The sequence below is a fragment of the Corynebacterium sp. P4-C1 genome (assembly GCF_030503595.1).
Taxonomy (GTDB): domain Bacteria; phylum Actinomycetota; class Actinomycetes; order Mycobacteriales; family Mycobacteriaceae; genus Corynebacterium.
In genome coordinates this window covers 631447-655253 of record NZ_CP129966.1, presented here as the reverse complement: position 1 = coordinate 655253, position 23807 = coordinate 631447, and the positions used below count along the sequence as shown (strand labels likewise).

The following is a 23807-nucleotide window of genomic DNA, read 5'->3' as shown; positions in this document are numbered from 1 at the left end:
GCGAGCAGTGTGGGGCGGTCGGTGCTACGGTGAGCGCCGTCTGAGAACTATCTGAGAGGACGACACTGTCATGCGCATTTCCCGTAAGCCCCTGTCCCTGATCGCCGTGTGCGGCGCTGCAGCAATCGCTCTGGCAGGCTGTTCCGAGCCGAGCACCGATGACTCTGCCGCAGGCGGAAACGGCGACAGCACCGCAGAGAAGTCCGGCGAGAAGACCGTCATCACCGTCTACACCTCTGAGCCGGAGGAGAAGGTCGATGAGATCAACCAGGCGTTCACGAAGGCGAACCCGGATGTCGAGGTCGAGGTCTACCGTGCGGGCACTGGCGATCTGAAGGCGCGTATCGACGCGGAGAAGTCCTCCGGCAAGGTCGAGGGCGACATCATCTGGGCCGCTGACGCACCGACCTTCGAAGGCTTCAAGTCCGAGGACCTGCTGGCCAAATTCGATGATGTGAAGACGGACGGCGTGCTCGAGGAGGTCGTCGACGCTGACGGCTTTTATGTGGGCACCCGCCTCATCCCGACGGTCATCGCGTACAACACCGATGTCGTCGACCAGGCTGATGCACCGGCCTCCTGGGCGGACCTGACGGACGAGAAATTCATGGACAAGATCGTCATGCCGGACCCGGCTGTCTCCGGTGCCGCGGCATTCAACGCGACGGTGTGGATGAACAACGAGAAACTCGGCGAGACCTGGGTGAGCGACCTGGGCAAGAATAAGCCGATGATCGCGGCCTCCAACGGCCCGACCTCGCAGGAGATTGCCGGCGGCGGACACCCGGTCGGCGTCGTCGTGGACTACCTGGTGCGCGACCTGGCGGCCAAGGGCTCTCCGATTAAGGAGGTCTACGCCACCGAGGGCTCCCCGTACATCACCGAGCCGATCGCCGTGTTCAAGGATTCGGAGAAGAAGGAAGCAGCCCAGCGCTACATCAACTTCATCCTTTCCGAGAAAGCGCAGAAGATCGCTGTCGAGCAGAACTACCTGCCGGTCGTCGACTCCGTGGGCACCCCGGGCGACGCACCGAAGCTTGAAGATATCGAGCTCATGACCGTCGACGATGAGACTCTGTCGAACGACCGCGAGCGCTCCGTCGAGTTCTTCCAGAACGCGGTCAAGTAAGCCAGCTGGAAGGCCGGCTCTCGGCTTTCCGCTGAACCTGCCACAGTCATTCTCACGGAATAGTTCAAAACATAGTGGGCACTCGTTTTTCTTCCGGCGGCATCGCTTTCGCGCGGGCGGGCATCTGGCTGCTGGCGGCAGCGATCTTCATCGCGCCGCTGGCAATGGTCATCTCACTCGCACTCGGTGGCAACCAGTTTCCGGTCTTGGTGGAGCAGGGGCTAGCCACGGCGACGTGGAATTCGGTGTACACGACATTGGCGTCGTCGATAAGCGCTGTGCTCGTTGGAACTGCTGTCGCGGTCCTACTGGAACGAACCGATATTGCGGGCGCGGGCACGCTGCGGCTGTTTCTGCTTTCGCCGCTGCTCGTGCCGCCGTTCGTCGGCGCGATCTCGTGGCTGCAGCTCTTCGGGCATAATCAAGGGCTCAACGCGGTGTTCGGTCGCCCGTTGTGGGATATGTACGGCGCCGACGGCATCATCTTTTTGATGATGCTGCACTCGTACCCGCTGGTGTATGTGATTGTGGCGGCGGCGCTGCGGTCCATTCCTTCGGATCTGGAGCTCGCCGCCCGTGTCGGCGGGGCGGGCACCTGGACTGTTCTGCGGACCGTGACGATTCCTCTGCTCGGCCCGGCGCTGCTGAGCTCGTTCACGCTGACGGCAGTGGCGAACCTGGCCGATTTCGGCATTCCGTCGATTCTCGGCTCGCCCGTGCGTTTCGAGACGCTGGCGACGATGGTCTACCGCTTCATGGAGTCCGGGACGGTGAGCAATCCGCTGCAGGTGGTGTCCACCGTGGGCACCATCCTCATGTTGCTGGGTATCGCGGCTGTGATCGCCGATTACCTCGTCTCCCGGAGAGCGTCGTCGACCGTTTCGGGCGGGGGCACCATGAAATTGTCGCTGGGCCGAGCAAAATGGCCGGTGACGGTTATCGCGTGGATCATCGCGTTAGCTATTACTCTGGGCCCCGTCCTGGGCTTGACGTACCGCGCGTTTCTCCCTGCCCCGGGCGTACCGTTCACGATGGAGAACATCTCCTTTGACAACTTCTCCCGCACGTTGTCGAACCCGCGCGTGCAGGAAGGCTTCCTCAACTCCGTCATTCTCGCCGCGGGCGCGGCGCTCTTGTGCGCGCTGCTCGGGTGGGCCATCGGCCTGCTGGTCACCCGCACCCGTGCGCGCTCGAACACGGCGTTGAGTTTGCTCACGCTGCTGCCCTCAGCCCTGCCGGGTCTGATCATCGGTGTCGGCTGGGTGATCGTTTCCCGATACACCGGCACGTACAACACCCGGTGGGTGATTCTGTTCGCCTACGTGTGCGCGTTCACATCGATGGTGCTGCAGGCGGTGCGTGCCCCGCTGCGGAAGATTCCCGCTGCGGTGGAGGAAGCCGCGCAGATCTCCGGCGCCGGCCGTCTGCGCGCCCTGTGGGACACGAGCGGCCGCATGGCGCTGCCCGCCGTGGCCTCGGGAGCAGTGCTCGTGGCTGTGACAGCCGTGCGGGAGTTGACCATTTCAATTCTGCTCGTGGCCCCTGGCACCACGACTATCGGCGTGCAGCTGTTCAATTTGCAGCAGTCCGGTAACTACAACCAATCCTCCGCACTGGCACTCATGTTCGTGGTGATCGGTATCGCCGCGCTTGCCTTGACCGTGCGCAACCCCGCGAAGGAGTCCTGATGAGCGACATCGACATCGACAACCTGGGCGTGACGTTCCCCGACGGGACAGCAGGACTTAGCGGCATCACCTTGCGTATTCCCAGCGGGGAATTCGTGGCGCTCGTCGGGCCATCGGGATCGGGCAAGACGACGTTGCTGCGCACCATCGCCGGATTCATTGAACCGTCGGAAGGTGCCATCGCGCTCGGCGGGGAGGATGTCTCGGACACGCCGCCGGAGAAGCGCCAAATGGGCATGGTTTTTCAGCAGCATGCCGTGTGGCCCCACATGAGCGTCGCGGACAACGTCGCCTACCCGCTCCGCCGTTCCGGAGTGAAAGGCTCGGATGTGAAAAGCAGAGTGGAGGAGACCCTGGCTACCGTCGGGCTGGAGGGCTACGGCGACAGGAAACCAGGGACCTTGTCCGGCGGCCAGCGCCAACGCGTCGCTTTGGCCCGCGCCATCGTCGCACATCCGCGAGTGCTGCTTCTCGACGAAGCCTTGTCTGCCCTCGATGAGCCTCTGCGCGATTCGCTGCGCCGTGAAATTGTCTCCCTGACCCGCCAGCATGACCTCACCACGGTTCATGTCACGCACGACCGCAAGGAAGCGGTTGCCGTTGCGGATCGCATCGCCGTGCTTCACGATGGCCAGCTCGAGCAATTTGACACACCGCACGCTGTGGTCACACGCCCAGCGACAGCGTGGGCCGCGTCCTTCATTGCGGACGCCACGCTTCTCGACGGCACCGTGCGCGGCTCCGAAATCGTCGTCAACAACCCCTCGCTGCGTTGGCCGCGTTCCGAGGTCAACGTGGGCGGCAGCGACGGCCTGTCTGACGGGGCACGAGTGACGGTGGCGGTGCTGCCCGATGCAGTCCAGGTGGGTCCGACGTTTTCTGCGGGTGTGCAAGCGACGGTCACGTCCGTGCTGTTCGAGATGACCAGCTACTCGGTGAACCTTGAATCCAACGGTGTCGAGTTCCGCGCTCGCATGGCGGCGGACCCGAAGCCCGCGGTGGGGGACACCGTCCGCCTGAGCGTGAACGCGCCGCTCATCTATCCCGCATAAGGTGGCGGCAACCAGTCGATTTGGTTCTTGGCGCAGGGTCATTTACTGTTAGCGAGTCGCATTCAAAAGCGAACGCGCCCCGTTCGTCTAGCGGCCTAGGACGTCGCCCTCTCACGGCGGTAACACGGGTTCAAATCCCGTACGGGGTACAAGGCGAAGCGGCCGGTGGAAAACAATCACCGGCCGCTTTTTCGCGCGTGGGCCAATTGCTCGTTAGTTGAGTGGGCGCGCGGGCGAACAGCAGGCGTCGCCGCTGGCCCGAAGACAGCGAGTCCGCGCCGTTGGCCAGCGGAAAGTCCAGCGGGAAGTCGAAGCCGACGGCGGCGAAGACGGCGGTTGCGGTGGCGCCGTCAAGCGAGGCGCGAGGGGCGGATCCTCACCGGGCTCACCGTCCTCATCCTCGGCGTCGTGGCCGTGCCGACCTCCATCTTCGGCGGGTTCATGCTGGGCTCGCTGCTCGCCATCCTGGGCGGCACCCCCCCTTCATCGTCCAGGCGGACTCGATGCAGCTGACGGGCAACATCAAACTCAGCACTCGACGGGGTGCTGCGCCGCTTCGGCCCCACGCGCTCCGACGTGGTCGATGCCGCGTGGGCCGACAACGGGCCGGGGTGGAAGGCGGTGCAGCTGGGGGGGACGTCGACAAGCTCCGCTCCCTCGAATTTTCGAGAGGAGGGGACAAGGTCGGCTTCGTGGCGCTCACGGGCGGGGCCGAGCCGTGGTGCGAGGTGCGCGCGTTCACCACCGACCGCGAGGACCCGGTCACCAGATGCCTCAACGGCGCCCTCGCCCAGTGGCTGCGCGCCCGCTCGCTGGCACCGGAGAGCTACGTGGCGGACCAGGGGCGGCACGTCGGGCGCGCGGGGCGCGTCGAGATCACCGACGACGGCCGCGACATCTGGGTGGGCGGTAAGGTCACCGCCCGCGTGTGCGGCACCATCGACCTGTAGGCGCGGCTAGGTCATCATCACCTTGGTCTGAGCAACCGCCTCGTCCATGCGGTCGATCGCGTGGTGAAGCCGGTGGCGCAGCCAGAGGCCGAGGAAGAGGAAAGGCAGCACGAAGAGGACGAGGATGCCGAGGGCTCGCCAGAAGTCCCAGCCGTAGGTGCCGAAGACCGCGGCGCGCATAGCGCGGATCGAGTAGGTCCCGGGCAGCCAGGGGCTGATCGCCTGCGCCCAGCCCGGCAGCAGCTGCAGCGGGTAGGCGCCGCCCGCCGCCGAGACCTGGAGCACCAGGATGAGCACGCCCACGGCCTTGCCGGCGTTGCTCAGGGAGAGCACCAGCGTGTAGCAGATCAGGTGGAAGACCAGGCTCGAGACCCATCCCGCCACGAAGAGGAGGAAGGGGTGCGCGGGCTCGATGCCCACGTAGACCATGAGCCCCGCCATGAGGAGCGTGGATTGGGCCAGGCCGGTGGTCACGAACGTCAGGTAGCGGCCGAAGTACTTCTGGCCCGCGGTGAGGCGGCCGGGATCGACCACGTTCTGTTCGATGGAGCGGTCGTCCGTGCGCACGGCCACCGACGTCAACAGGGCGCCTACCCACAGGGCGAGCACTGTGTAGAGCGGGGCCATGCCGGCGCCGAAGCTGACGCGGGGGAAGACCTCCTTGCGCTCCACCTTGACTGGGTCGACGAGGGCGTCGGCGAGCTCCTCCGGGTGGCTGGAGACGAGGTCGGCCAGCTTCGTCAGGTCCCCGCTCGAGCGCGCCTGCGCGATCGACTGCTGCGCCTCCTGCATCCTCGCCGCGTTGGCGCGCAGAGATTCCGCCGTGTCGCGCAGGTCCGCACCGGAGGCTGCGAGGGTGTCGCGCAGCGAGCCGGGCCGGTTGGCCAGGGCAGAGGAGACGCCGTCCATGTCCGAGCGGGCCTCGTCGACGTTCGCCCGGACGTTGTCCAGCGAGCCCGACAGCGCCTCGAGGCGCGGGCGGATCCCGGTTTCGTAGGAATTCTTGGCCGAGTCCATCGCCTCACGGGCCCGGGCGATCGAGTCCTTGATCTCCTGCCGGTCCGCGTTCTTCCCGTCCGGGCTGCCCTGTCCGGCGGTGAGGCGCGCGGCGGCGTCGTTGAGTCGGTCGCGCACGGCCGTCTGGCGGGCGATGGCGTCGTTGAGGTCGCCGACCACCGCGCGCACCCCCGGCTGGGCGTCGGGGGGAAGCGCCGGGGCGACTTGGCCGTTGATGGTGTCGCGTAGGGCCGTGTACTGCTTCACCTGGACATCGATGCGCGCGGCGATGTCCGTCAGGCTCGCGGCGGTGGTCTGGGAGGTGGCGGAAGAGTCCGCCATCAGCTGGTCGACGCGGTCGCTTACGGCGGCAAAGCTTTCCGACGTCGCCCCCAGCGCCGCCGCAAGCGCCGCGCCGTCTCCGCCGAGGCCCGCCCCGGTGGCCCCGAGGTCGACGGGGCGGACCTGCCCGAGGGAGTCGCCCAGCGCCCCGGAGATCCGCTCGGCGCTGTCGACGAGCGGCACGCTCGACTCGGTGAGCGAGGCGAGCGCGTCCACGGTGCTGGCGCTGGATAGCAGCTGGTCGCGGGCGCTGGCGGTGCGCGTCTCGATGGAGTCGAGTGCCTGCTTGGTCTCCGACTCGTTGAAGAAGTCCGAGGCCGTCTCGATCACCCCGAAGGACACCTCGGCGAGGGCTCTAGTGAACGACGCGCTGATCTGGGCGCTGACGCCCTGCGTGCCGTTGGAGATGAGCAGCGGGGAGATGGGGTTCTTCTTCTCGTTGACGTAGAGGTCGATGGGGCTGGGTTCGGCGTTTCCGGCGTAGAAGGTGAACATGTCGTCGCTCAGCGTGGGCGGCAGGACGATGGCGGCATAGTACTCGCCGGACTTCGCGCCCTCGATGGCGTCGTCGGCGTCGGTGATGACCCAGTCCATAGAGTCGTCGCGGTAGAGCTGGGAGAGCACCATGTCGCCGACGTTGACGGCCAGCGGGGTGAGGTCGCTCGTGTGGCCGCGGTCGGTGTTAGCCACCGCCACCTCGAGGCGCTCCGTGTTGGCGAAGGGGTTCCACGTGGCCAGCACGTTGAACCAGGCGAAGAGGCAGGGGATGGCGATGAGGCCGACCATGACGATGCCCGCCATGACGTTGGTGTAGAGCCGGCGCAGGTCGTTGTAGGCGATGGAGAAGACGGTTCTCACTTGGTGTCCTCACTTTCGGCATCCGCGGGCCCGATGGTGACGCTGGTGCCGGCGGAGTCGTGGCGGTGGATCACGGCGTCGCGCAGCTCGGCCTCGCCGAGGCGCGAGACCTGTTCGGCGTCGACGAGGCTCTGCGTGAAGTACTCTACCGCCCCGAGGTAGAGGACGACCAGCAGCGACCAGGCGACGACGATGGCCAGCATGATCGTCTTGTCGGTGGGCAGGAGCATGGTGAGCAGGGTGATAATGGCGATGCCGACAACGCCCGCGCCGATCCCGCCGAAGATGAGGGTGCGGTAGTTCTCCCGCAGCATCCGCGCCCGCTTCTCGACGCCCCCGCGGAACTCATCCCGGTCCGACAGGGCGGCCATGATGTCGGACGCGCGGTAGGGCGAGCCCATGACCTCCACCTTCTCGTTGGTGATCAGGTTCGTGCGTGCGAGCTGGCGGTTGAACAGGAGGTTGGCGTGCGAGGAGGTGAGTCGGAACAGCCACCCCAGGGCGAAGGCCGCGGCGGACATGGCGAGAAGCGTCGCCAAAAAGCGGAGGTAGTGATGGCCGTAGAACCCGGCGATGGTCTCGCGCATCGCGTCGATGCCGTAGCGGAAGGGGAGGAAGGGGTAGATGTGGCGGAAGAAGTCGGGCATGAGCTCGATAGGGTAGAGGCCCGACGCGCCCGGGATCTGGATGACGACGAGGAAGACGGCGATGCCGCGGCCAATGTGGCCGAGCGCGGAAACGATGGAGTAGATGATCCCCGTGTAGGCGACCCCGATGGCGATTGCGGTGGCGAGAAAGGCCGTGACGGACTGCATCTGCACCCCGAAGGCCACGTTGCCGAGCGTCACCACGACGGCCTGGAGCACCGAGAGCGTGGCGAAGAGGAGGAAGCGGCCGAGGTAGGCCTGGCCGACGGTGAGGCGGCGGAAGCCCTCGGTGTCGACTTCGACGCGGAAGATGATCGTCAGCACGAACGCGCCGATCCACAGGGCCAGGTTGGTGAAGAAGGAGGCCATGGAGCTGCCGTAGTTCTCCGTGGGGAAGACGGCCTGCTGCTCGACGGTGACGGGCGAGGAGATGTACTCGCCGATCTTCGCGGAGTTGAGGTTCGTGACAGTGTTGAGGGCCTCCGAGTCGGAGGTGGCCAGGAGAGCGTTGATGTCGGACTGGGCGGAGCGGGCACCGTCGGCAAGCGTGCCGAGGTTACCCGAGACCTCGTCGAGGATGCCGAGGCTGGCCGCGAGCTGGTTGTCCACCCCGGCGAGCAGGGAGGTTGTCTCCTCACGCAGGGCACGCTGGCTGCTCAGCGCGCCGCGCACGGAGGCAACGCTGCCGGAGGCCTGGGCGAGCGAGGCGTTGATCGCGGGCACGGACTCGCCGAGCTGCTTGCTCGCGTCGCGCGCTGCGGCGTTGGAGTCGGCGGTCGCGGCCTCGAGGGAGTCGCCGAGCTCGCCTATCGACGCCAGCGCGGCGCCCGCGCTGCGGTCCACGTTGTTCAGGCCGTCGAGGACGGTGCGGGAGGCGGCGGTGCGCTCCTCCAGCGCGCCGGCCGCGGCGTCTAGCTGAGCGCGGACCTCGGGCGACAGGGCCGCCCCGGCCGACAGGGCGCGCAGCTGCGCGGCGGCGGACTCACCCTGCTTGACCACGCCGTCGACCTCGCCGACGGCGGAGCGCACCCGCCCCTGGGCGGTGCCGAGCTGGTCCGTCGCCCCCGCGATGGAGGCGTTGGCGGAGGCGGCGCCGAGGCTGAGCGCGTTGGTGGACTCGACGAGCGCGGTGGAGGTGTCCGCGCTGAACCCGGCGGAGGACTTCTGTAGCTCGGCGATGATCCCTTCGACCTCCCCGAGGGAGGAGTCCACGGACCCGAGGGTGTCGTCGACGGAGCCGACGAGGGTGTTCAGCTCGGCGACGACCGAGCGCGCCCCGCTGATGCTCTGGTTCATCGTGGCCACCCGCCCCTCGGCGGCGTCGAGGTCGGCGGCGACTTGGGCGAAGCTCCCGGAGGTCTTGCTGCGGGCCTCCTCGGCGCCGTCGCGGAGGGTGTAGCCCGTGCTACGCAGCTCGGTCGCCGCAGCCTCGCCGACCTTCTTCTTAAAGGCCTCGGACACGGCTGCGTCGACAGCGGAGGCGCCCGCGTCGGTAATCGAGGGGGTGACGCCGTTGCTCTTCTCGTTGACGTAGTACTCCAGCTCCGGCTGCGTGTAGGTGCCGCTGACCAGGCTCAGCAGGTCCTCGCTGAATTCGGGCGGGATGAGGAACATGGCGTAGTAGTCGCCGCGCATGAGACCGTCGCGGGCCTCGTCCTCGGGGAGGAACACCCACCCGATCTTGTCGTTGCCCTTGAGCTGCTCGGTGATCTGCTCGCCGATGTCAACCTCGCCGACGCGCTCGGCGGAGGCACCGCGGTCGTTGTTGACCACCGCGATGCGGATGTTCTGGGTGTGGGCGTAGGGGTCCCAGAAGGCGTTGATGTTGAACCACGCGTAGAGCGCGGGGATGATAAGCACGCCGACGATGATGATGAAGGCCCGGGGAACGCGCAACAGGCGACGAATGTCCCGTCCAAGAATCTGCCCGCTTTTTCTCACGTGGCGAGCGTACCCTCAAATGGAGCGTTAGTGAAACGCTCCGCGGCGGCCCCGCTGGCCCGGAACGCACAAGCTGGAGTTCATGCTTTCCGAATCATCCCCCGGCCTGCTCGCCGCTGTCGGCGGCACGCCCCTCGTTTCCCTTCCTGAACTCGGCGGCACACCGTGCACCGGGTAGATGAGCAGACTGGTGGCAAGGCGGAGTTGGCCCACATCACCAAACGCTTCTCTTGGATCGGCGCCAAATACGACGTGGACATCGCAGGTTTTCCGCCTGTCAAGATCCAAGGACAGATCTTTGAGCTCAACTACCAGATCACCGTGGAGGGGTGTCCCATCGTCAGTGTTGACGCTGAATACTCCGGTGTCGGCCGAGCTCTGATGGGAAAGATGACGTACCGGCTTGTCTTCGAGCCTGGTTTAGACGAGAACGTGCATGCCGCCGTGATCGGCATCGCGATCGCCTTGGACATGCGGCGCGAGAAAATGCGGAATTCGCAGTAGTCCGCCTCTCAGGATCTACGCGACCCGTGAGCTGCCGATTTGGTTCTTCAGTGACGGTCCTTTACATTTAGCAAGTCGCATTCAACAGCGAACGCGCCCCGTTCGTGTAGCGGCCTAGGACGTCGCCCTCTCACGGCGGTAACACGTGTTCAAATCCCGTACGGGGTACAACGACAGCAGATCCCGGCACCCACAACGCAGGCGCCGGGATCTGCTTTTTTCGTCCTCTGCGCTGAGAGAACTTATGAATCTCGGCGAAATTAGTGACGCAGGTCTCATTGGCGACTATCGTCAGTTCTATCGCAAAACTAACTATCTGTTTTTGCGGTTCGTTTGCATCGCGCACACTGACGTCAAACTCGCTGGAGGATATCGATGGGACACACACGGAAATTACGGTTCGCGGGAATCGCGGGCATTGGCCTACTCGTTCTTGCCGGTGAGGGAGTGGCGATGGCCCAGAGCGGCGTGTCTGCTGGAATGGCGCTCTCCAACGTGATTTTCACGCAGCAGGTCGGGGGAATTGAAGCGGATAACTTCAACCTATTCGTCGACCGCGAGAGCCTGGAGGACCGCGATGTGGCGGTATCCCGCCTCAAGCTGGAGGATGCCACCATCACGGATCTGTGCATGTCCGCGCCCATCAGTCTCCCCGGGCTGGGCGACCGGCGCTTTCAGATGACGGTGGATGGACCGAACACCACTGCCCACAATCTGATCATCGGTGCCAAGGAACTGAACGGAACGATGACGATGGCTAACCCCCAGATCGGCGTTGACGCGCGGCAGTTGTCGGACAAAGCGGAATCAGGTGCTTTCGGCATCGCGATGTCCCACTTGGATGCCTCCGACCAGTTGATTTACGCGACTTCGATTTCCGCGGACAAACTGACTGCCGCAGGCGGTCGCATCGCCGTTGTGAAGGAGGGCGAGAATGCCTGCTAGCCGAGCACTAGACCGGGATCACTCTGTCACCGACATGGACGAGCAGCAGGACGGGTGGCAGGACGAGCCGCAAGACGAGCCGGTCACCGAAAGCTCGGCCGGCCGTGGTTTCTCTGGATGGCGTTCGCGGCGTCCGTTCGGTGCCGGCCTGTTGATGCTGCTGGGCGGAATCGTCATCTTGATTCCCGCGTACCTGTCCTTCGAGGTGTCGAATATCCAGATCCAGATCAGCACGATCTCCGGTGTGTCCACACTGCTCATCGGTGTGCTGCTCATCGCCTGCGGGGTGATGACGTGGCACCAGAAAGAGGGGCGGCTCCTCGCGGGCATCTCGGCCATGATCCTCGGGATCGTGGCGTTGCCCACCTCGAATTTCGGAGGATTCTTCATCGGCACGCTTTTCGCGCTGATCGGGGGAGCATGGGCGTTGTCGTGGAGCGACGAACCGGAGCCTGTCGTGCGGAACGGGGAGGATACCGCGTAGTGGTGTCCAGATCGACCCTGAAGAACCGCGGTGCACTGGCTGCTCTTTCCGCTGCGGCCGCTATCGGCTTGGCGCTTTCGGCACCCGGGCCCGCGGATGCCCAGTTCCCCGAGCTGCCGTCGCTGCCGGGACTGCCCGGCGGGCCTGCCCCGCTTCCGGCGCAGCCCGAATTGCCGGTGCTTCCGCCGCCTGTGGCGCAGCCGCCGAAGCCTCTGCCGCAGGTGCCGTCGGTGCCGGCAGAGGTGCCTGGTCTCGAAGGTGTGCAGCTTCCTCCCGAACTCGCCGGCCGCGATGTCGTACCCCGCAAGATCGGCGGTTTCGACTTCGAACCGCCTGGACCGATTCCGGGGATGCTTACCCCGACTGGGGAAACCTACACGGTGGAGTCGGACTCCACGCGCCTGCTCGGGAACGTGAAGATGTCGTACGTGCAGATTGACACCCTGCAGGGTACGAAACCCGCGATCCGCATTGACGCGGACCGAGTCGTGCTGGACAACCTGCGCGTCCGGTTCCCCGGAACAGCGCCTGGGGTAGAGGATGTGTGGCAGCGCTCGGGCCCCGGTGTGGAAACGACGCTCAACGGCCACTTCCACATCATTGTCGGCAAGATGACCATCACACCGCAGGTCGCCGGAGTCACACTGCCGATTCCAATCACGATCGATGCGTCGTGGGCACCCGAGCGTGTGCAGGCGGAATTGTCCAAGGCAGGCGCCGGGCTGCCGGACGAGATGTCGAATCTAATGGCGGTGATCGACGGCACGATGGAGACCTACTACATTTCCGCCGACGACCTCGTTGCCGAACAGGGGATGAGCATCAAGCCTTAGGGCCGAGCTCGTCCTCGAGGACTTCCTGCGCGACCTTCATCGCCGACAGAGCGGCTGGGGCGCCGCAATAGCCGGAAGAGTGGATGATCGCCTCGGTGATCTCCTCGCGGGTGAGGCCGTTGGCGAGCGCGCCGCGGACGTGGCCGCGCAGCTCTTCCGTGGCGCGCAGGGCGACGAGCATGCCGATGTTGAGCAGGCTGCGGTCGCGTCGGCTCAGGCCGTCACGCGTCCAGACTGAGCCCCATACCGTTGCGGTGACGTGCTTCTGGAGCTCCTCGCCGTCCTTGCCGGCGTTGCGGGTCAAGGCCGCGTCGACGAAGTCGTCTCCCATCACCTCGCGGCGCACCTTGATGCCGGCGTCGTAGCGGCCGTCTTCCCCCGAATGGCGGATATCCTGAGCAGTGCGGTTTTGCTTCTCGTTGTGGGTTGCATCAGTCATGTATCCCAGCTTAATCTCCCCCGGTTCGCATAAACTGCGCGTTATGGCTCAATCTGACTACGGGATTCTTAGCGCGATAGGCACGACTCCACTCGTGCGCTTGGACGCATTCGGTGGGACCCTCGGCGGGGGCACCGAATGTCGCGTCTGGGGAAAGTTGGAATCCTTCAATCCTGGCGGTAGCGCCAAGGACCGGACAGCACATGCGCTTGTGCGGGCAGCTGAAGAGAATGGTCTTCTCAAAGAGGGAACGAAAGTCGTGGAGTCGAGCTCCGGGAACCTCGGAGTTTCGCTCGCGCGCGAGGCTGCGGTCGGTGGGTGGGAATTCCACTGTGTGGTGGACCCGCGCACGAATGCTTCCACGCTGGCGATGATCAGTGCGCTCGGCGGTATCCTCCACCCAGTCACTGAGCCTGATCCTGAGACGGGGGACTGGCTCGTTGCCCGGCGGAAGCTCGTCGCCGAGCTCAAGAACGAGCTTGGGGCGCTGAATCTGGACCAGTACTCCAATACAGCCGCCTTTGATGCGCATGATCGAGGGACGATGGCGGAGATCGTCGAAAAGCTTGGGCGAGCTCCCGATGTCCTCATTGTTGCGGTGAGCACAACGGGCACGATCGGTGGCTGTATACGGTATATCCGCGCTCATGGGTACGACACGTCAGTGGTGGCAGTCGACGCTGAAGGATCAGTGCTTTTCGGCGGTGAACGCGGGCCCCGTCTGCTGCCCGGGTACGGGGCCGGAGTGACACCAGATCTTTCGCGGGAAGTGCATCCCGACCGCGTGATCCGCGTGCGAGCCGCAGAAGCCGTGCGCGCAGCCCGGAAGTGGGCAGCTTCTACCGGATTTGTCCCAGGTGCATCCGGAGGTGCTGTTGCTCACGCAGTCGAGGAACTTGTCGGGGAGAGCGGATCAGGCGATGTCGTGGCAATTTTTCATGACGATGGACGCGCATACCTCGATACGGTGTACAACGACGAATGGGTGAAGGAAAACCTAGGAAGCGAGGCGCTGCAGTGAAAGTGGCGATCATCGGCGCGGGCCCTCGTGGTCTCTGGGCGGCGGAGTCACTGATGGAGCGTGCACGGCAGCGCGGTGGTGCGATCGAACTGACTGTGTTCAGCGACATGCCCCTGTCCCACGCATCTGCTCCCGGTGCATTTGCTCAGGACCTTCCCGAGCAGTGGGTTCTGAATGCACCGAAAGGCATCGTGGAGACGCAGCTCGGGACTGTCGATCCTCCCGATGAGCATGCAGGGGATTTTCCTTCTCGACGCATCGTCGGGGAGCTCCTCGAAGATTCGTGGAACGCATTGGTCGAGCACACTCCACGACGTAGCAGTGTGCACTTCTGTTTCGATCGTGTCGACTCGGTTCGTCCGGACGGGGACGGAGTCTACGTTCAAGGGCGACACTTTGACGAGGTACTAATCGCGACCGGTCATGCGCACGATTGGCCAGGCTCCCTTGTGCATCAGGATCTGGGGAACCTCCGCGTAATAGCGCCAGCTTACCCGGCCGCCAAACTCGACCGGGTTGAAAAGAACGATGTCGCGCTCGTGCGCGGTGCAGCGCTGACGTTCATCGACATAGTCCGCTACGCCACAGCGAAGACGTTCTACCCGGTGACGCGCTCGGGCAGGTTCATGGAAGTCAAGGCGTATCTGGATGAGCAGAAAAAGCAGGAGGCGCGCCCATACCTTGATAGCGCAGCTGAGGCGATCCTGAACTGTGCTGATCTCGCCGAATTGAAGCGCATACTCGCGAAGTGCTCGGCGGAGATTGCAACCATTGCCGGCGGCGACGGGAATAAGGCGGATATTCAGGCTGTGCTGGACGGAACCGACTTCAAGGGAGAACCGGTTGAAGAACTGCGCGCGTCGTTAGCTGCGGCGAAAGGTGAACAGCCGTGGACGGCGGCCCTCGCCGTGGCGCTCACGTTCAGGGATACTTACGACGCTTTGATCCAAAGGGCGTCGTTCGGCGGCCGCGAGTCTCTAGGCGGAGCCGATTTCCACGAATTCACCCGGACGATGGAGCGGGTGGCATTCGGGCCGCCGGTGAGTTCAGCGCAGGATGTGCTCTCGCTCATCGACAGCGGCAGGATCCGATGCGATGCGATGTCGTGGGGCGGGGAGGATCTACGGACCGTCGCTGCTGATGTTGGAGCCACAGTCGTCATCGATGCGGTGCTTGCCCCGCCCGGAGTGGTAAAGGGCACCTTGGTCGGGAACCTCGTCGAGCAAGGGATCGGGCACCGCTACGCCGACACGGATGCGCTCCATGTCGGCCGCGACGGGATACTTAGCGGCCAACGGCATATTGCGGCCGCGGGGCGAATGAACGAGGGGATGATTCTCGGGCACGACACGCTCCGCCGCGGTGAACACGACGTGGTGGAGAAGTGGGCCGACCGTGTCAGTGCGGCAGCGGTGGAGAATGCCGGGCGAGCGCACGGTATGCCCCCGTTGGAGGCGACCACATTCGAGTGGTCGGAGAATCTTCTTTCCGACTCAGACGCGTGCGCGCGTCTGCTGGACCGTTTCGGCAGCCCCGTCAACGTGCTGAATGCGGGGCCGATGATGTCGAATATCGATGAGCTCGTTGGAGCCGGTGCGGCCGCAGGGGTCGAGACGAAGGTGTTCTATGCACGGAAAGCCAATAAGGCGCTTCTTTTCGCAGACACCGTCCGCGACACTGGTCATGGTGTCGACGTAGCCAGCGAAAACGAGCTGCGCCAAGTTGTCGAGCGCGGTATGCCCGGCGAGCGCATCATCTTGTCCGCTGCAATCAAGCCGGACCGGTTGCTCCAATTGGCTATCGGCAATGGAGTCGTCATTTCTGTTGATCACCGCGGCGAATACGACCGCATTCAGCAGTTGGCTTGTGCGGCGGGTTCCGTAGCCCGGGTGGCGCCACGACTCGCACCCGATCCGGCAGCAATGCCGCCGACCCGTTTCGGCGAAAGGCTCGGAGCGTGGGCATCGCACCTCAAAAACAAATCACCACATGTCGATGTCGTGGGCGTCCATGCCCACCTGCACGGTTACGCGGCGACTGACAGGCAGGCAGCGCTGCGGGAATGCATGGAGCTGAGCGACCTTTTGCGGTCGTCCGGTCATTCGCCGGAATTCATCGACATCGGCGGCGGTGTGCCGATGAACTATCTCGCGGATGAGGAACAGTGGCACGACTACCAGCACGCAATTGAGCAGCAGCGTGACGGCTATGCGACACCGTTCACATGGAAGTCTGATCCGTTACGAAACACCTACCCGTACTGGCAGAGCCCAACGCGAGGTGAGTGGTTGACGCAAGTGCTCTCCGACGGGATTGCCGAGGGGCTGCGTGAGCGAGGGCTGCGGCTTCATTTGGAACCGGGGCGTTCGCTTCTCGACGGCTGCGGTGTCATCCTCACGCGCGTGGCCTTCACCAAGACCCGCTCTGACGGCCTGCCGCTCGTGGGGGTGGAGATGAACCGGACCCAGTGCCGGACTACCTCCGATGATTTCCTCATTGATCCAGTACTGGTGAAGCGGGGTGCCGGAGAAGAGCACCAACGGGAACCGGTGGAGGCGTTCCTTGTTGGGGCGTACTGCATTGAGGACGAAGTGATTCTCCGGCGGAAAATCCGTTTTCCGGAAGGCGTCGCGCCGGGCGATATCATCGCCATTCCGAACACGGCCGGGTACTTCATGCACATCCTGGAGAGTGCGTCGCACCAGATTCCGCTAGCGAAGAATGTGGTGTGGCCCGAAGCAGAACTCGATGCCATCGACGAAGAGTAGGCCCTGCCGGGCGGGTGCGGGCGTGCGGGCCGCGGAAAGACTTAGATCGCTTTCATGAGCTTCTTGGCGGCGGCGAGGAGTTCCTTGCCCCACTTGTCGGCAGGAGAGGGCTTGAGCCGCTCAACGGGCCCGGAGACGGAGAGGACGGCGAGGACAGCGCCGTTCTTGCCAAGGATGGGGGTGGACACGCTGGCGAGTCCCACCTCGCGTTCGGCGACGGATTCGGCGATGCCGGTGGAGCGGACGGTGACCATTTCTTCGTCGGTGAAGGGAGCGTCGACAAGCTTGTGCGCGGCGAAGACCTTCGCGGCGGACCCGCGGTCGAGGGGGAGTTGCGAACCCACGGGGACGGTGTGGGTGAGGCCGCTCGGCGGCTCGATTGCCGCTACGCAGGTGCGTGAGGAACCAGTCAGTTCATAGAGCTGGACAGATTCGTTAGTGGTGCGGACGAGCTCGGCCATGATCGGCTTTGCGGCGTCGATGATCTGCGAGGGTGCGGAGGCGGCGTAACGGGCGAGCGCGGGGCCGATGGTCCATGCTCCCGAATCGGTGCGCACGAGGATCTGGTGCATCTCCAGGGCAGTGGCGAGACGGTGCGTCGTCGCGCGGGGGAGGCCGGTGTCGGAGCTGAGTTGGGAGAGGGTCTTCTCGCCGGAAGCGACGGCGTCGATAATCGCGATCGATCGGTCGAGAACCTTAATGCCCGAGCTGTTTTCGCCGGGTGCGGCCGTTGATTGTTCCATTGACTCTCCCTCCGAGATTCCCACGGCGTGGATCTTATCATCTCACTATATGGTCTCCGTGCTGTTTGGAAACCTGGCGAGGTTGTGTGCGCGGACTGGGCGGCGTGCACTATAGTGTCCCATTGAATGGAAACGTCTATCCCGGTATGTGGAATTTCGGGAAGCCTGAGGAGGAAAGACAATGTCGCAGAAACCGTTGACACTGGCGGAGAAAGTCTGGCGCGACCATGTGATCACGAAAGGTGAGAACGGAGACCCGGACCTGATCTACATCGATTTCCAGCTCCTGCACGAGGTTACCTCCCCGCAAGCCTTTGACGGACTGCGCATGGCCGGCCGCACAATCCGCCGCCCACAGCAGCACCTGGCCACCGAGGACCACAACGTTCCCACCGTGGGGATCAAATCGGGCAACCTGCTTGAGATCGAAGAGCTGACCTCGCGCACCCAGGTGTCCACCCTGCGCAAGAACTGCGAGGAATTCGGTGTGCGCCTGCACTCCATGGGGGACGTCAAGCAGGGCATCGTCCACACCGTGGGCCCGCAGTTGGGAATCACCCAGCCGGGCATGACCATCGTGTGCGGCGACTCGCACACCTCCACCCACGGCGCATTCGGTTCCATCGGAATGGGCATCGGCACCTCCGAGGTCGAGCACGTCATGGCGACCCAGACGCTGCCGCTGAAGCCGTTCAAGACCATGGCTGTGGAGGTCTCGGGCGAGCTGCAGCCGGGCGTGACCGCGAAGGATCTGATTCTGGCCATCATCGCCAAGATCGGCACCAACGGAGGCGCGGGCCACATCATCGAGTACCGTGGCGAGGCCATCGAGAAGCTCTCCATGGAAGCCCGCATGACCATCTGCAACATGTCTATCGAGGGCGGTGCCCGCGCAGGAATGGTCGCCCCCGACGAAAAAACATTCGAGTACGTCAAAGGCCGCGAGTTCGCCCCGAAAGGCGAGAACTGGGATGACGCGGTGGCGTACTGGAAGACGCTGCCGACGGATGAGGGCGCGGAATTCGACACCGTCGTCGAGATCGACGGTTCCGCGCTGACGCCGTTCGTCACCTGGGGCACCAACCCGGGTCAGGGCCTGCCGCTGGCGGAGTCTGTCCCGGACCCGGAGTCCTTCGGCGACGACACCTCGAAATTCGCCGCCGAGAAGGCGTTGAAGTATATGGACCTGACTCCGGGCACGCCGCTGCGCGACATCAAGATCGACACGGTCTTCCTGGGGTCGTGCACCAACGCCCGCATCGAGGATCTGCGCGCCGCAGCCGAGGTGATCAAAGGCAAGAAAATTCACCCGGAGACCCGCATGATGGTCGTCCCGTCGTCCGCGATGGTCAAGCAGCAGGCAGAGGAAGAAGGGCTCGACCAGATCTTCCGCGACTTCGGTGCCGACTGGCGCACCGCCGGCTGCTCCATGTGCCTGGGCATGAACCCGGACCAGCTGAAGCCGGGGGAGCGCTCCGCATCCACCTCGAACCGAAACTTCGAAGGCCGCCAGGGCCCCGGCGGGCGCACCCACCTCGTTTCCCCGCTCGTGGCCGCGGCCACGGCGATCACCGGCCACCTCGCATCACCGGCAGACCTCTAAGCGCTCCAGGACACCAGGCGAAACAGAAAGAGAAGGGTTCAAAACAATGGAGAAATTCACCACCCACACCGGCGTCGGCGTCCCTCTGACCCGCTCCAACGTGGACACCGACCAGATCATCCCCGCCGTGTACTTGAAGCGCGTCTCACGCACCGGCTTCGAGGACGGCCTGTTCTCCAACTGGCGCAAGAACGAGGCGGACTTCGTGCTCAACCAGGAGGCCTTCAAGAATGGCTCCGTGCTCTTTGCCGGCCCCGACTTCGGCACCGGTTCCTCGCGCGAACACGCCGTGTGGGCGCTCATGGACTACGGTTTCAAAGCCGTGTTCAGTCCGCGCTTCGCCGATATCTTCCGCGGCAACACCTCCAAGGCGGGCCTGCTCGCCGGACAGATGACGGAGGCGGACATCCAGTTGATTTGGAAGCAGCTCGAGCAGGACCCGGGCCTTGAAGTCACCGTGTCGTTGGAGGACCGCACAGTCATCGTCGGCGAGAACACCTACACCTTCGAGATCGATGATTACATTCGCTGGCGACTCATGGAAGGTCTCGACGACATCGGACTGACGCTGCGCGACGAAGATGCCATCGAGCGCTACGAGGAGGCCCGCCCGGCGTACAAGCCGGCGGTCAACTAGTAGAGCAAGTAGGGCAGTTAGACCAGCTAGCGCACCGGCAACGCCGACGGCAGGTAGTCGGCGCCGGTGAGACGGCCCTCATCGAAGGAGAGGACCCACACAGACCCCTTCTTCGCCTTGATCTCCGAGTCAATGGGCAAGCGACCGGTGGCGGACAGCCACGCGACGATATTCGGAATCACATCGCCCTGGGCGCAGACGACACTCACACCGCCCTGCTCGATCACCTCGGTAATGGCCTTCTGCGCACCGACCATGTCGGAGAGCCACGCGTCATCGCCGAAGCGGGCGTCGACCTCGACGGGGAGGTTCAATTCGTCGGCAAGCGGGGCGACCGTGGTCTGGCAACGGTCCGGCACCGCGGAGTAGATCCGGTCGGGGTGGAACGGCGCCAGCATGGGCACGAGCATCTCCGACTGGCGGCGGCCCTTCTTGTCCAGCGGGCGCAGGTTATCGTCGCCGGACCACTTCTCGCGGTCGTGCGCACGCGCGTGGCGGACGTAGAGAATCCGGGCGGTGGTGGGAATCCCGAACCGCTTCTCCGCCTTCTTGAGCACCTGCCGGTCGAGGTCGTAGGACATGATCTCTTTGGCTTCGTCGAGGGGGAGCCAGCGGATCTCGTCGACCTCCTCGTTCGCCTCGAACTCGCCGCCGACTACCTCACCGGTCCAGTAATAGACCACCTTTGTCGAGTTCTTCACCGGGTAGACCGTTTTCCCGATCAGCTTGCCGAGGCGGACGTCGAAGCCGGTCTCTTCCTTGATCTCGCGGACGGCTGTGCCCACGAGCGATTCACCTGGGTCGACCTTGCCTTTGGCGAGCGACCAGTCGTCGTAGCGCGGTCGGTGAATGCACGCGATCTCGATATTGCTGGGATCATCGTCCTCCCCACGCCACAACACCGCTCCTGCGGCGAGGGTGGTGGACGAGAATTCCTCGGCCGGCTTGGAAGGAATTTCCTGGTGGCGACCGGTGAGGAACATCTCGCCCTGGAGATCTTTATCCTCTTCGTGCATCTGTGACTTCTTGCCCATGACGCTCATTGTCCCGCATCTCGCGCGGGCGTGCATAACCCTGAAACCGCTTTGGCGGTGCTCTACACTGTGACGGGCGTAAATCCCGCCCTGCGGGAGCGGTGGAAAGCAGATAGAAAGGTGGCGCGCGGATGGTCAAGGTCGCGGTTCTCGGAGCAGGTTCCTGGGGCACGGCTCTGGCGAAAGTCTTCGCCGACGCCGGCAACTCCGTCAGTTTGTGGGCCCGCCGCACCGAACTTGCCGACGCGATCCAGAAGACCCGCATCAACGCTGACTACCTCGACGGCATCCACCTGCCGGAAGCGATAGAGGCGACTGACGACGCCGACGCTGCGATCGATACGGCGCAGATCGTCGTGCCGGCGGTGCCGAGCCAGACGATGCGCGAGAATCTCGCTGCCTGGGCGCCGCTCATCCCTGCCGAGGCGACAGTGGTGTCCATCTCCAAGGGCATTGAATCTGGCACGTACAAGCGGATGAGCGAGGTGATCGCTGAAGTCACCGGCATCGCCTCCGACCGCATCGCGGTGCTCACCGGGCCGAACCTCGCCCGCGAAGTCGCTGACGAGCAGCCCGCCGCTACCGTCATCGCCTGCGAAGAGTTGAACCGGGCGAAGCTCGTTCAGGCCGCCTGCGCCACGTCGTACGTGCGCCCCTACACCAACACCGACGTCATCGGCTGCGAGATCGGCGGCGCCTGCAAGAACGTTATCGCCTTAGCTTGCGGCATGGCCGCCGGCAAGGAGATGGGGGAGAACACCCAGGCGACGCTGATCACCCGCGGCCTTGCGGAGATCACCCGTCTCGGCATCCAGCTGGGCGCGGACCAGCGCACCTTTGCCGGCTTGGCGGGTTTGGGCGACCTCGTTGCCACGTGCGGCTCGAAATTATCCCGCAACCGCACCTTCGGTGAGCGCCTCGGACGCGGCATGGCTCTCGACGAGGCGCGCGAAGCCACACACGGTCAAGTGGCAGAGGGCGTGATCAGCTCGCGGAGCATTCATGAGCTCGCCCTGGCCAACGGCGTGGACATGCCGCTTACGGACGCTGTGTTCTCCGTCTGCCACAAGGATCTGCGTGTCGACGACATGATCGCGGCGCTCATGGGGCGTTCCAAGAAATCCGAATAGCTGCTTGTAGTGTGGTCTCCATGATCACAATCGCCGTTGTTTACGGTGGGATGTCCTCCGAGCATTCCATTTCCTGCATTTCCGCTGGCGCCATCATGGCGGAGCTCCCCCGAGACACGTACGAGATTTTCCCGGTGGGCATCACCAAGGACGGCACCTGGGTCGCCGGCACAACTGATCCGGTAGGGGACTCGAAGCTGCCCAGCGTCGACGGTGGCCGTGAGGTGGCTCTGTCGGTGAATCCGGAGCGCCGCGGCGAGATCTACGACCCGAATAACGGTGAGGTTCTGGCGGCTGTCGATGTCGTTTTCCCCGTGCTGCACGGCACGTATGGGGAGGACGGCACGATCCAGGGCCTGCTGGAGATGGCCGGTGTGCCGTACGTGGGCACGGGCGTGCTGTCCTCGGCGTGCTCCATGGACAAGGAATTCACGAAGACGATCGTGCGCTCCGCCGGCGTTCCGGTCACCCGCGAGTTCATCCTCCACGACGGGATGGATGCCTCCGCTGTCGACGGTGAAACACGCGCTTACCTGGGACTGCCCGTGTTCGTGAAACCGGCGCGCGGCGGCTCGTCCATCGGCATTACGAAGGTGGATAGTTGGGATGAACTTGGCGCGGCGGTGGATGCCGCCCGCGTCTACGACACCAAGGTGATCATCGAAGCCGAACTCATCGGGGACGAGGTGGAGATCGGTGTTCTCGAGCGGCCTGACGGCGAACTCGTCGCTTCCCCGCCGGCGAAGCTGAACGGCACCGCAGATTCGGAGGAAGGCTTCTACGGTTTCGAGACCAAGTACCTCGACAATGTCGTCACCGCCACGATTCCGGCGGGCTACAGCGAGGAACTCAATGCGCAGCTCGCGGAGCTGTCCCTGACCACTTTCCGTGCCTTGAGCTGCGAAGGTCTGGCCCGCGTCGACTTCTTCGTCACCGAGTCCGGCCCCATGCTCAACGAGGTCAACACCATGCCGGGATTCACATCGATCTCGATGTACCCACAGGTCTTCCTCGCCGCGGGCATGACGTACGGCGAACTGTTGGAGACCCTGATCGCTACTGCTCTGGAACGTTCTCCGAAATAAGGTCCGACAGGGCGGTCAGCGCACCGTCGCCGGCACCCGGCGGGACGGACACAGCGATATCGGTCGCGCGGCCGAGCGCGTACAGGGTAGCCGCTGGCGACGCATTGCTGCCGTTGGTCTCTTCGAACCAGGGGATGCCGTTGATCTGCGTCAGCTGCGCGCCTGGGGCGTAGCTCGCAGCTGGTGCCACGCCGCATTTCAGCACGACCGGCTCGTACTCCTCGGCACCCCAAGCGGCGGCATTCCTGCCGAGTCCGTCGACATCGGCGACGTCGATGCGCGAATACCCGTCGGCGAGTTCTTCGGGCAGCGCCGCCATCAACTCACGGCAGGCACCGTGCACGGCTGCGGCATCGCTTGCCGACGGCTCCAGCTCCGCCAGCGGCGCCTTCCCCGGCGCGGGGTCCACCGCCGGCAGCGTGGCGAGGTCCAGGTCCGCGACGGGGGCTGAGTCCGCGGCGCCGTCGAGTGCCGCACCGTCGGCGGTGACCGCGACGACGGGGGCGCGGTCGACGGTGAACCAGGTGGTCAGATTCGATCCCGGGGCTGGGTCGGCGACTTTCATCCATCTTGCCCCGCCGATTTCCTCGGTGGTGGTGAGCTCGGTGAACTGCAAAGGCGCGTCCACACCGCAGCGCAGGGTGATGCGCTCGGCAGGCGTCGTTTGCCACACCGCTGCGCCGGCAGGGGCGGGATCCGCCAACTTCGCCCGTTCGTGTCCGGCTACTGTGTCCGGCAGCGAGTCGACCAGTGCGGCGCACTCCGGGGAGTCCGCGTCCGGCGACGGCAACTCCGTCAGCGCCACCGGCTGGTTGTTAAGCTGCTTCAGGTAGAGCTTTGACCCGACGAGCACACCGGCGACGAGCAGCAGAGCAAGCCCAAGGCTCACCAGGATCAGCGGGCGCCGCATGACGGCCCCTTGGTCGCTGCGGTCGGCGGGTTGTTCCGTGAGCGTCGGGCTGGTTGTCATAGCGGCTC

Annotated in this window: 21 protein-coding genes and 1 tRNA gene; 16 read left to right on the top strand and 6 right to left on the bottom strand. The window is 64.6% G+C overall.

All coding sequences use genetic code 11. The annotated features are described in order from the left end of the window. Positions 1–70: 70 nt before the first annotated feature. The 6 genes from QYR03_RS03065 to QYR03_RS03045 all read left to right on the top strand — a co-directional run bounded on the left by QYR03_RS03065 (position 71) and on the right by QYR03_RS03045 (position 4819). Positions 71–1129 carry an ABC transporter substrate-binding protein gene (locus QYR03_RS03065; RefSeq protein ID WP_259851004.1) on the top strand — a complete coding sequence of 353 codons (1059 nt, stop codon included), beginning with the start codon at positions 71–73 and terminating at the stop codon, positions 1127–1129. Between the two features lie 164 nt (positions 1130–1293). Further along, the gene (locus QYR03_RS03060) at positions 1294–2817 is read left to right on the top strand and encodes an iron ABC transporter permease (protein WP_301712836.1); all 1524 of its coding nucleotides are present in this window, start codon (positions 1294–1296) and stop codon (positions 2815–2817) included. Continuing rightward, positions 2817–3869 (top strand): ABC transporter ATP-binding protein, encoded by a 1053-nt coding sequence (locus tag QYR03_RS03055; protein ID WP_301712790.1) that lies wholly within the window; start codon positions 2817–2819, stop codon positions 3867–3869. The genes QYR03_RS03060 and QYR03_RS03055 overlap by 1 nt, the downstream gene beginning before the upstream one ends. 76 nt (positions 3870–3945) lie before the next feature. After that, positions 3946–4018, top strand: a tRNA-Glu gene (locus QYR03_RS03050). Between the two features lie 16 nt (positions 4019–4034). Further along, on the top strand, positions 4035–4382 hold the full coding sequence (locus QYR03_RS11030) for a DUF6114 domain-containing protein (RefSeq protein WP_301712789.1): 348 nt from the start codon (positions 4035–4037) through the stop codon (positions 4380–4382). Positions 4383–4459: 77 nt separating this feature from the next. Further along, the gene (locus QYR03_RS03045) at positions 4460–4819 is read left to right on the top strand and encodes a hypothetical protein (RefSeq protein ID WP_259851011.1); all 360 of its coding nucleotides are present in this window, start codon (positions 4460–4462) and stop codon (positions 4817–4819) included. Positions 4820–4825: 6 nt separating this feature from the next. Here the strand turns inward: QYR03_RS03045 and QYR03_RS03040 are convergent, their stop codons facing one another. Then, on the bottom strand, positions 4826–7015 hold the full coding sequence (locus QYR03_RS03040; protein WP_301712788.1) for a YhgE/Pip domain-containing protein: 2190 nt from the start codon (positions 7013–7015) through the stop codon (positions 4826–4828). After that, a complete protein-coding gene (locus tag QYR03_RS03035; RefSeq protein WP_259851015.1) occupies positions 7012–9603 on the bottom strand; it encodes a YhgE/Pip domain-containing protein in 2592 nt (863 codons plus the stop codon). Before QYR03_RS03035 ends, QYR03_RS03040 begins: the two co-directional genes overlap by 4 nt. A 165-nt stretch (positions 9604–9768) precedes the next feature. Here QYR03_RS03035 and QYR03_RS03030 point away from each other — a divergent pair, with 165 nt between their 5' ends. From QYR03_RS03030 to QYR03_RS03015, 4 genes are all read left to right on the top strand, one after another. Next, positions 9769–10107 (top strand): hypothetical protein, encoded by a 339-nt coding sequence (locus QYR03_RS03030; RefSeq protein ID WP_259851017.1) that lies wholly within the window; start codon positions 9769–9771, stop codon positions 10105–10107. A 375-nt stretch (positions 10108–10482) separates the two neighbouring features. Further along, a complete protein-coding gene (locus QYR03_RS03025; protein ID WP_301712787.1) occupies positions 10483–11052 on the top strand; it encodes a DUF6230 family protein in 570 nt (189 codons plus the stop codon). Continuing rightward, the gene (locus tag QYR03_RS03020; protein WP_259851021.1) at positions 11042–11536 is read left to right on the top strand and encodes a DUF6114 domain-containing protein; all 495 of its coding nucleotides are present in this window, start codon (positions 11042–11044) and stop codon (positions 11534–11536) included. Before QYR03_RS03025 ends, QYR03_RS03020 begins: the two co-directional genes overlap by 11 nt. Next, positions 11536–12369: a hypothetical protein gene (locus tag QYR03_RS03015; RefSeq protein ID WP_301712786.1), complete on the top strand. Its 834-nt coding sequence runs from the start codon at positions 11536–11538 to the stop codon at positions 12367–12369. The genes QYR03_RS03020 and QYR03_RS03015 overlap by 1 nt, the downstream gene beginning before the upstream one ends. On the opposite strand, the gene QYR03_RS03010 is transcribed toward QYR03_RS03015, so the two are convergent. Further along, a complete protein-coding gene (locus QYR03_RS03010) occupies positions 12359–12700 on the bottom strand; it encodes a carboxymuconolactone decarboxylase family protein (RefSeq protein ID WP_259851090.1) in 342 nt (113 codons plus the stop codon). The two genes, QYR03_RS03015 and QYR03_RS03010, sit on opposite strands and share 11 nt — an antisense overlap. 151 nt (positions 12701–12851) lie before the next feature. Here QYR03_RS03010 and QYR03_RS03005 point away from each other — a divergent pair, with 151 nt between their 5' ends. Beyond that, positions 12852–13829, top strand: a complete 978-nt coding sequence (locus QYR03_RS03005; protein ID WP_301712785.1) for a pyridoxal-phosphate dependent enzyme — start codon at positions 12852–12854, stop codon at positions 13827–13829. Between the two features lie 53 nt (positions 13830–13882). Beyond that, entirely contained in the window at positions 13883–16597 is a 2715-nt protein-coding gene (locus QYR03_RS03000) for an FAD/NAD(P)-binding protein (protein ID WP_301978816.1), read from the top strand. Positions 16598–16638: 41 nt separating this feature from the next. Here QYR03_RS03000 and QYR03_RS02995 read toward each other — a convergent pair whose 3' ends face one another. Continuing rightward, positions 16639–17340 (bottom strand): IclR family transcriptional regulator, encoded by a 702-nt coding sequence (locus QYR03_RS02995; protein WP_301712783.1) that lies wholly within the window; start codon positions 17338–17340, stop codon positions 16639–16641. A gap of 181 nt (positions 17341–17521) precedes the next feature. Here QYR03_RS02995 and leuC point away from each other — a divergent pair, with 181 nt between their 5' ends. Next, positions 17522–18943 carry a 3-isopropylmalate dehydratase large subunit gene (gene leuC / locus QYR03_RS02990; RefSeq protein WP_301712782.1) on the top strand — a complete coding sequence of 474 codons (1422 nt, stop codon included), beginning with the start codon at positions 17522–17524 and terminating at the stop codon, positions 18941–18943. Between the two features lie 46 nt (positions 18944–18989). Then, positions 18990–19580, top strand: coding sequence for a 3-isopropylmalate dehydratase small subunit (gene leuD, locus QYR03_RS02985; protein ID WP_301712781.1), 591 nt, complete (start codon positions 18990–18992; stop codon positions 19578–19580). 26 nt (positions 19581–19606) lie between these two features. Here leuD and QYR03_RS02980 read toward each other — a convergent pair whose 3' ends face one another. After that, the gene (locus tag QYR03_RS02980; RefSeq protein ID WP_301712780.1) at positions 19607–20614 is read right to left on the bottom strand and encodes a bifunctional NUDIX hydrolase/histidine phosphatase family protein; all 1008 of its coding nucleotides are present in this window, start codon (positions 20612–20614) and stop codon (positions 19607–19609) included. Between the two features lie 131 nt (positions 20615–20745). On the opposite strand from QYR03_RS02980, the gene QYR03_RS02975 reads away from it, so the two are divergent. Both QYR03_RS02975 and QYR03_RS02970 read left to right on the top strand, forming a co-directional pair. Beyond that, a complete protein-coding gene (locus tag QYR03_RS02975; protein ID WP_301712779.1) occupies positions 20746–21744 on the top strand; it encodes an NAD(P)H-dependent glycerol-3-phosphate dehydrogenase in 999 nt (332 codons plus the stop codon). 20 nt (positions 21745–21764) lie between these two features. Continuing rightward, positions 21765–22829, top strand: coding sequence for a D-alanine--D-alanine ligase family protein (locus QYR03_RS02970; protein WP_301712778.1), 1065 nt, complete (start codon positions 21765–21767; stop codon positions 22827–22829). Here QYR03_RS02970 and QYR03_RS02965 read toward each other — a convergent pair. Beyond that, positions 22801–23799 (bottom strand): DUF3515 domain-containing protein, encoded by a 999-nt coding sequence (locus tag QYR03_RS02965; protein ID WP_301712777.1) that lies wholly within the window; start codon positions 23797–23799, stop codon positions 22801–22803. The genes QYR03_RS02970 and QYR03_RS02965 overlap by 29 nt on opposite strands. Positions 23800–23807 lie beyond the last annotated feature (8 nt).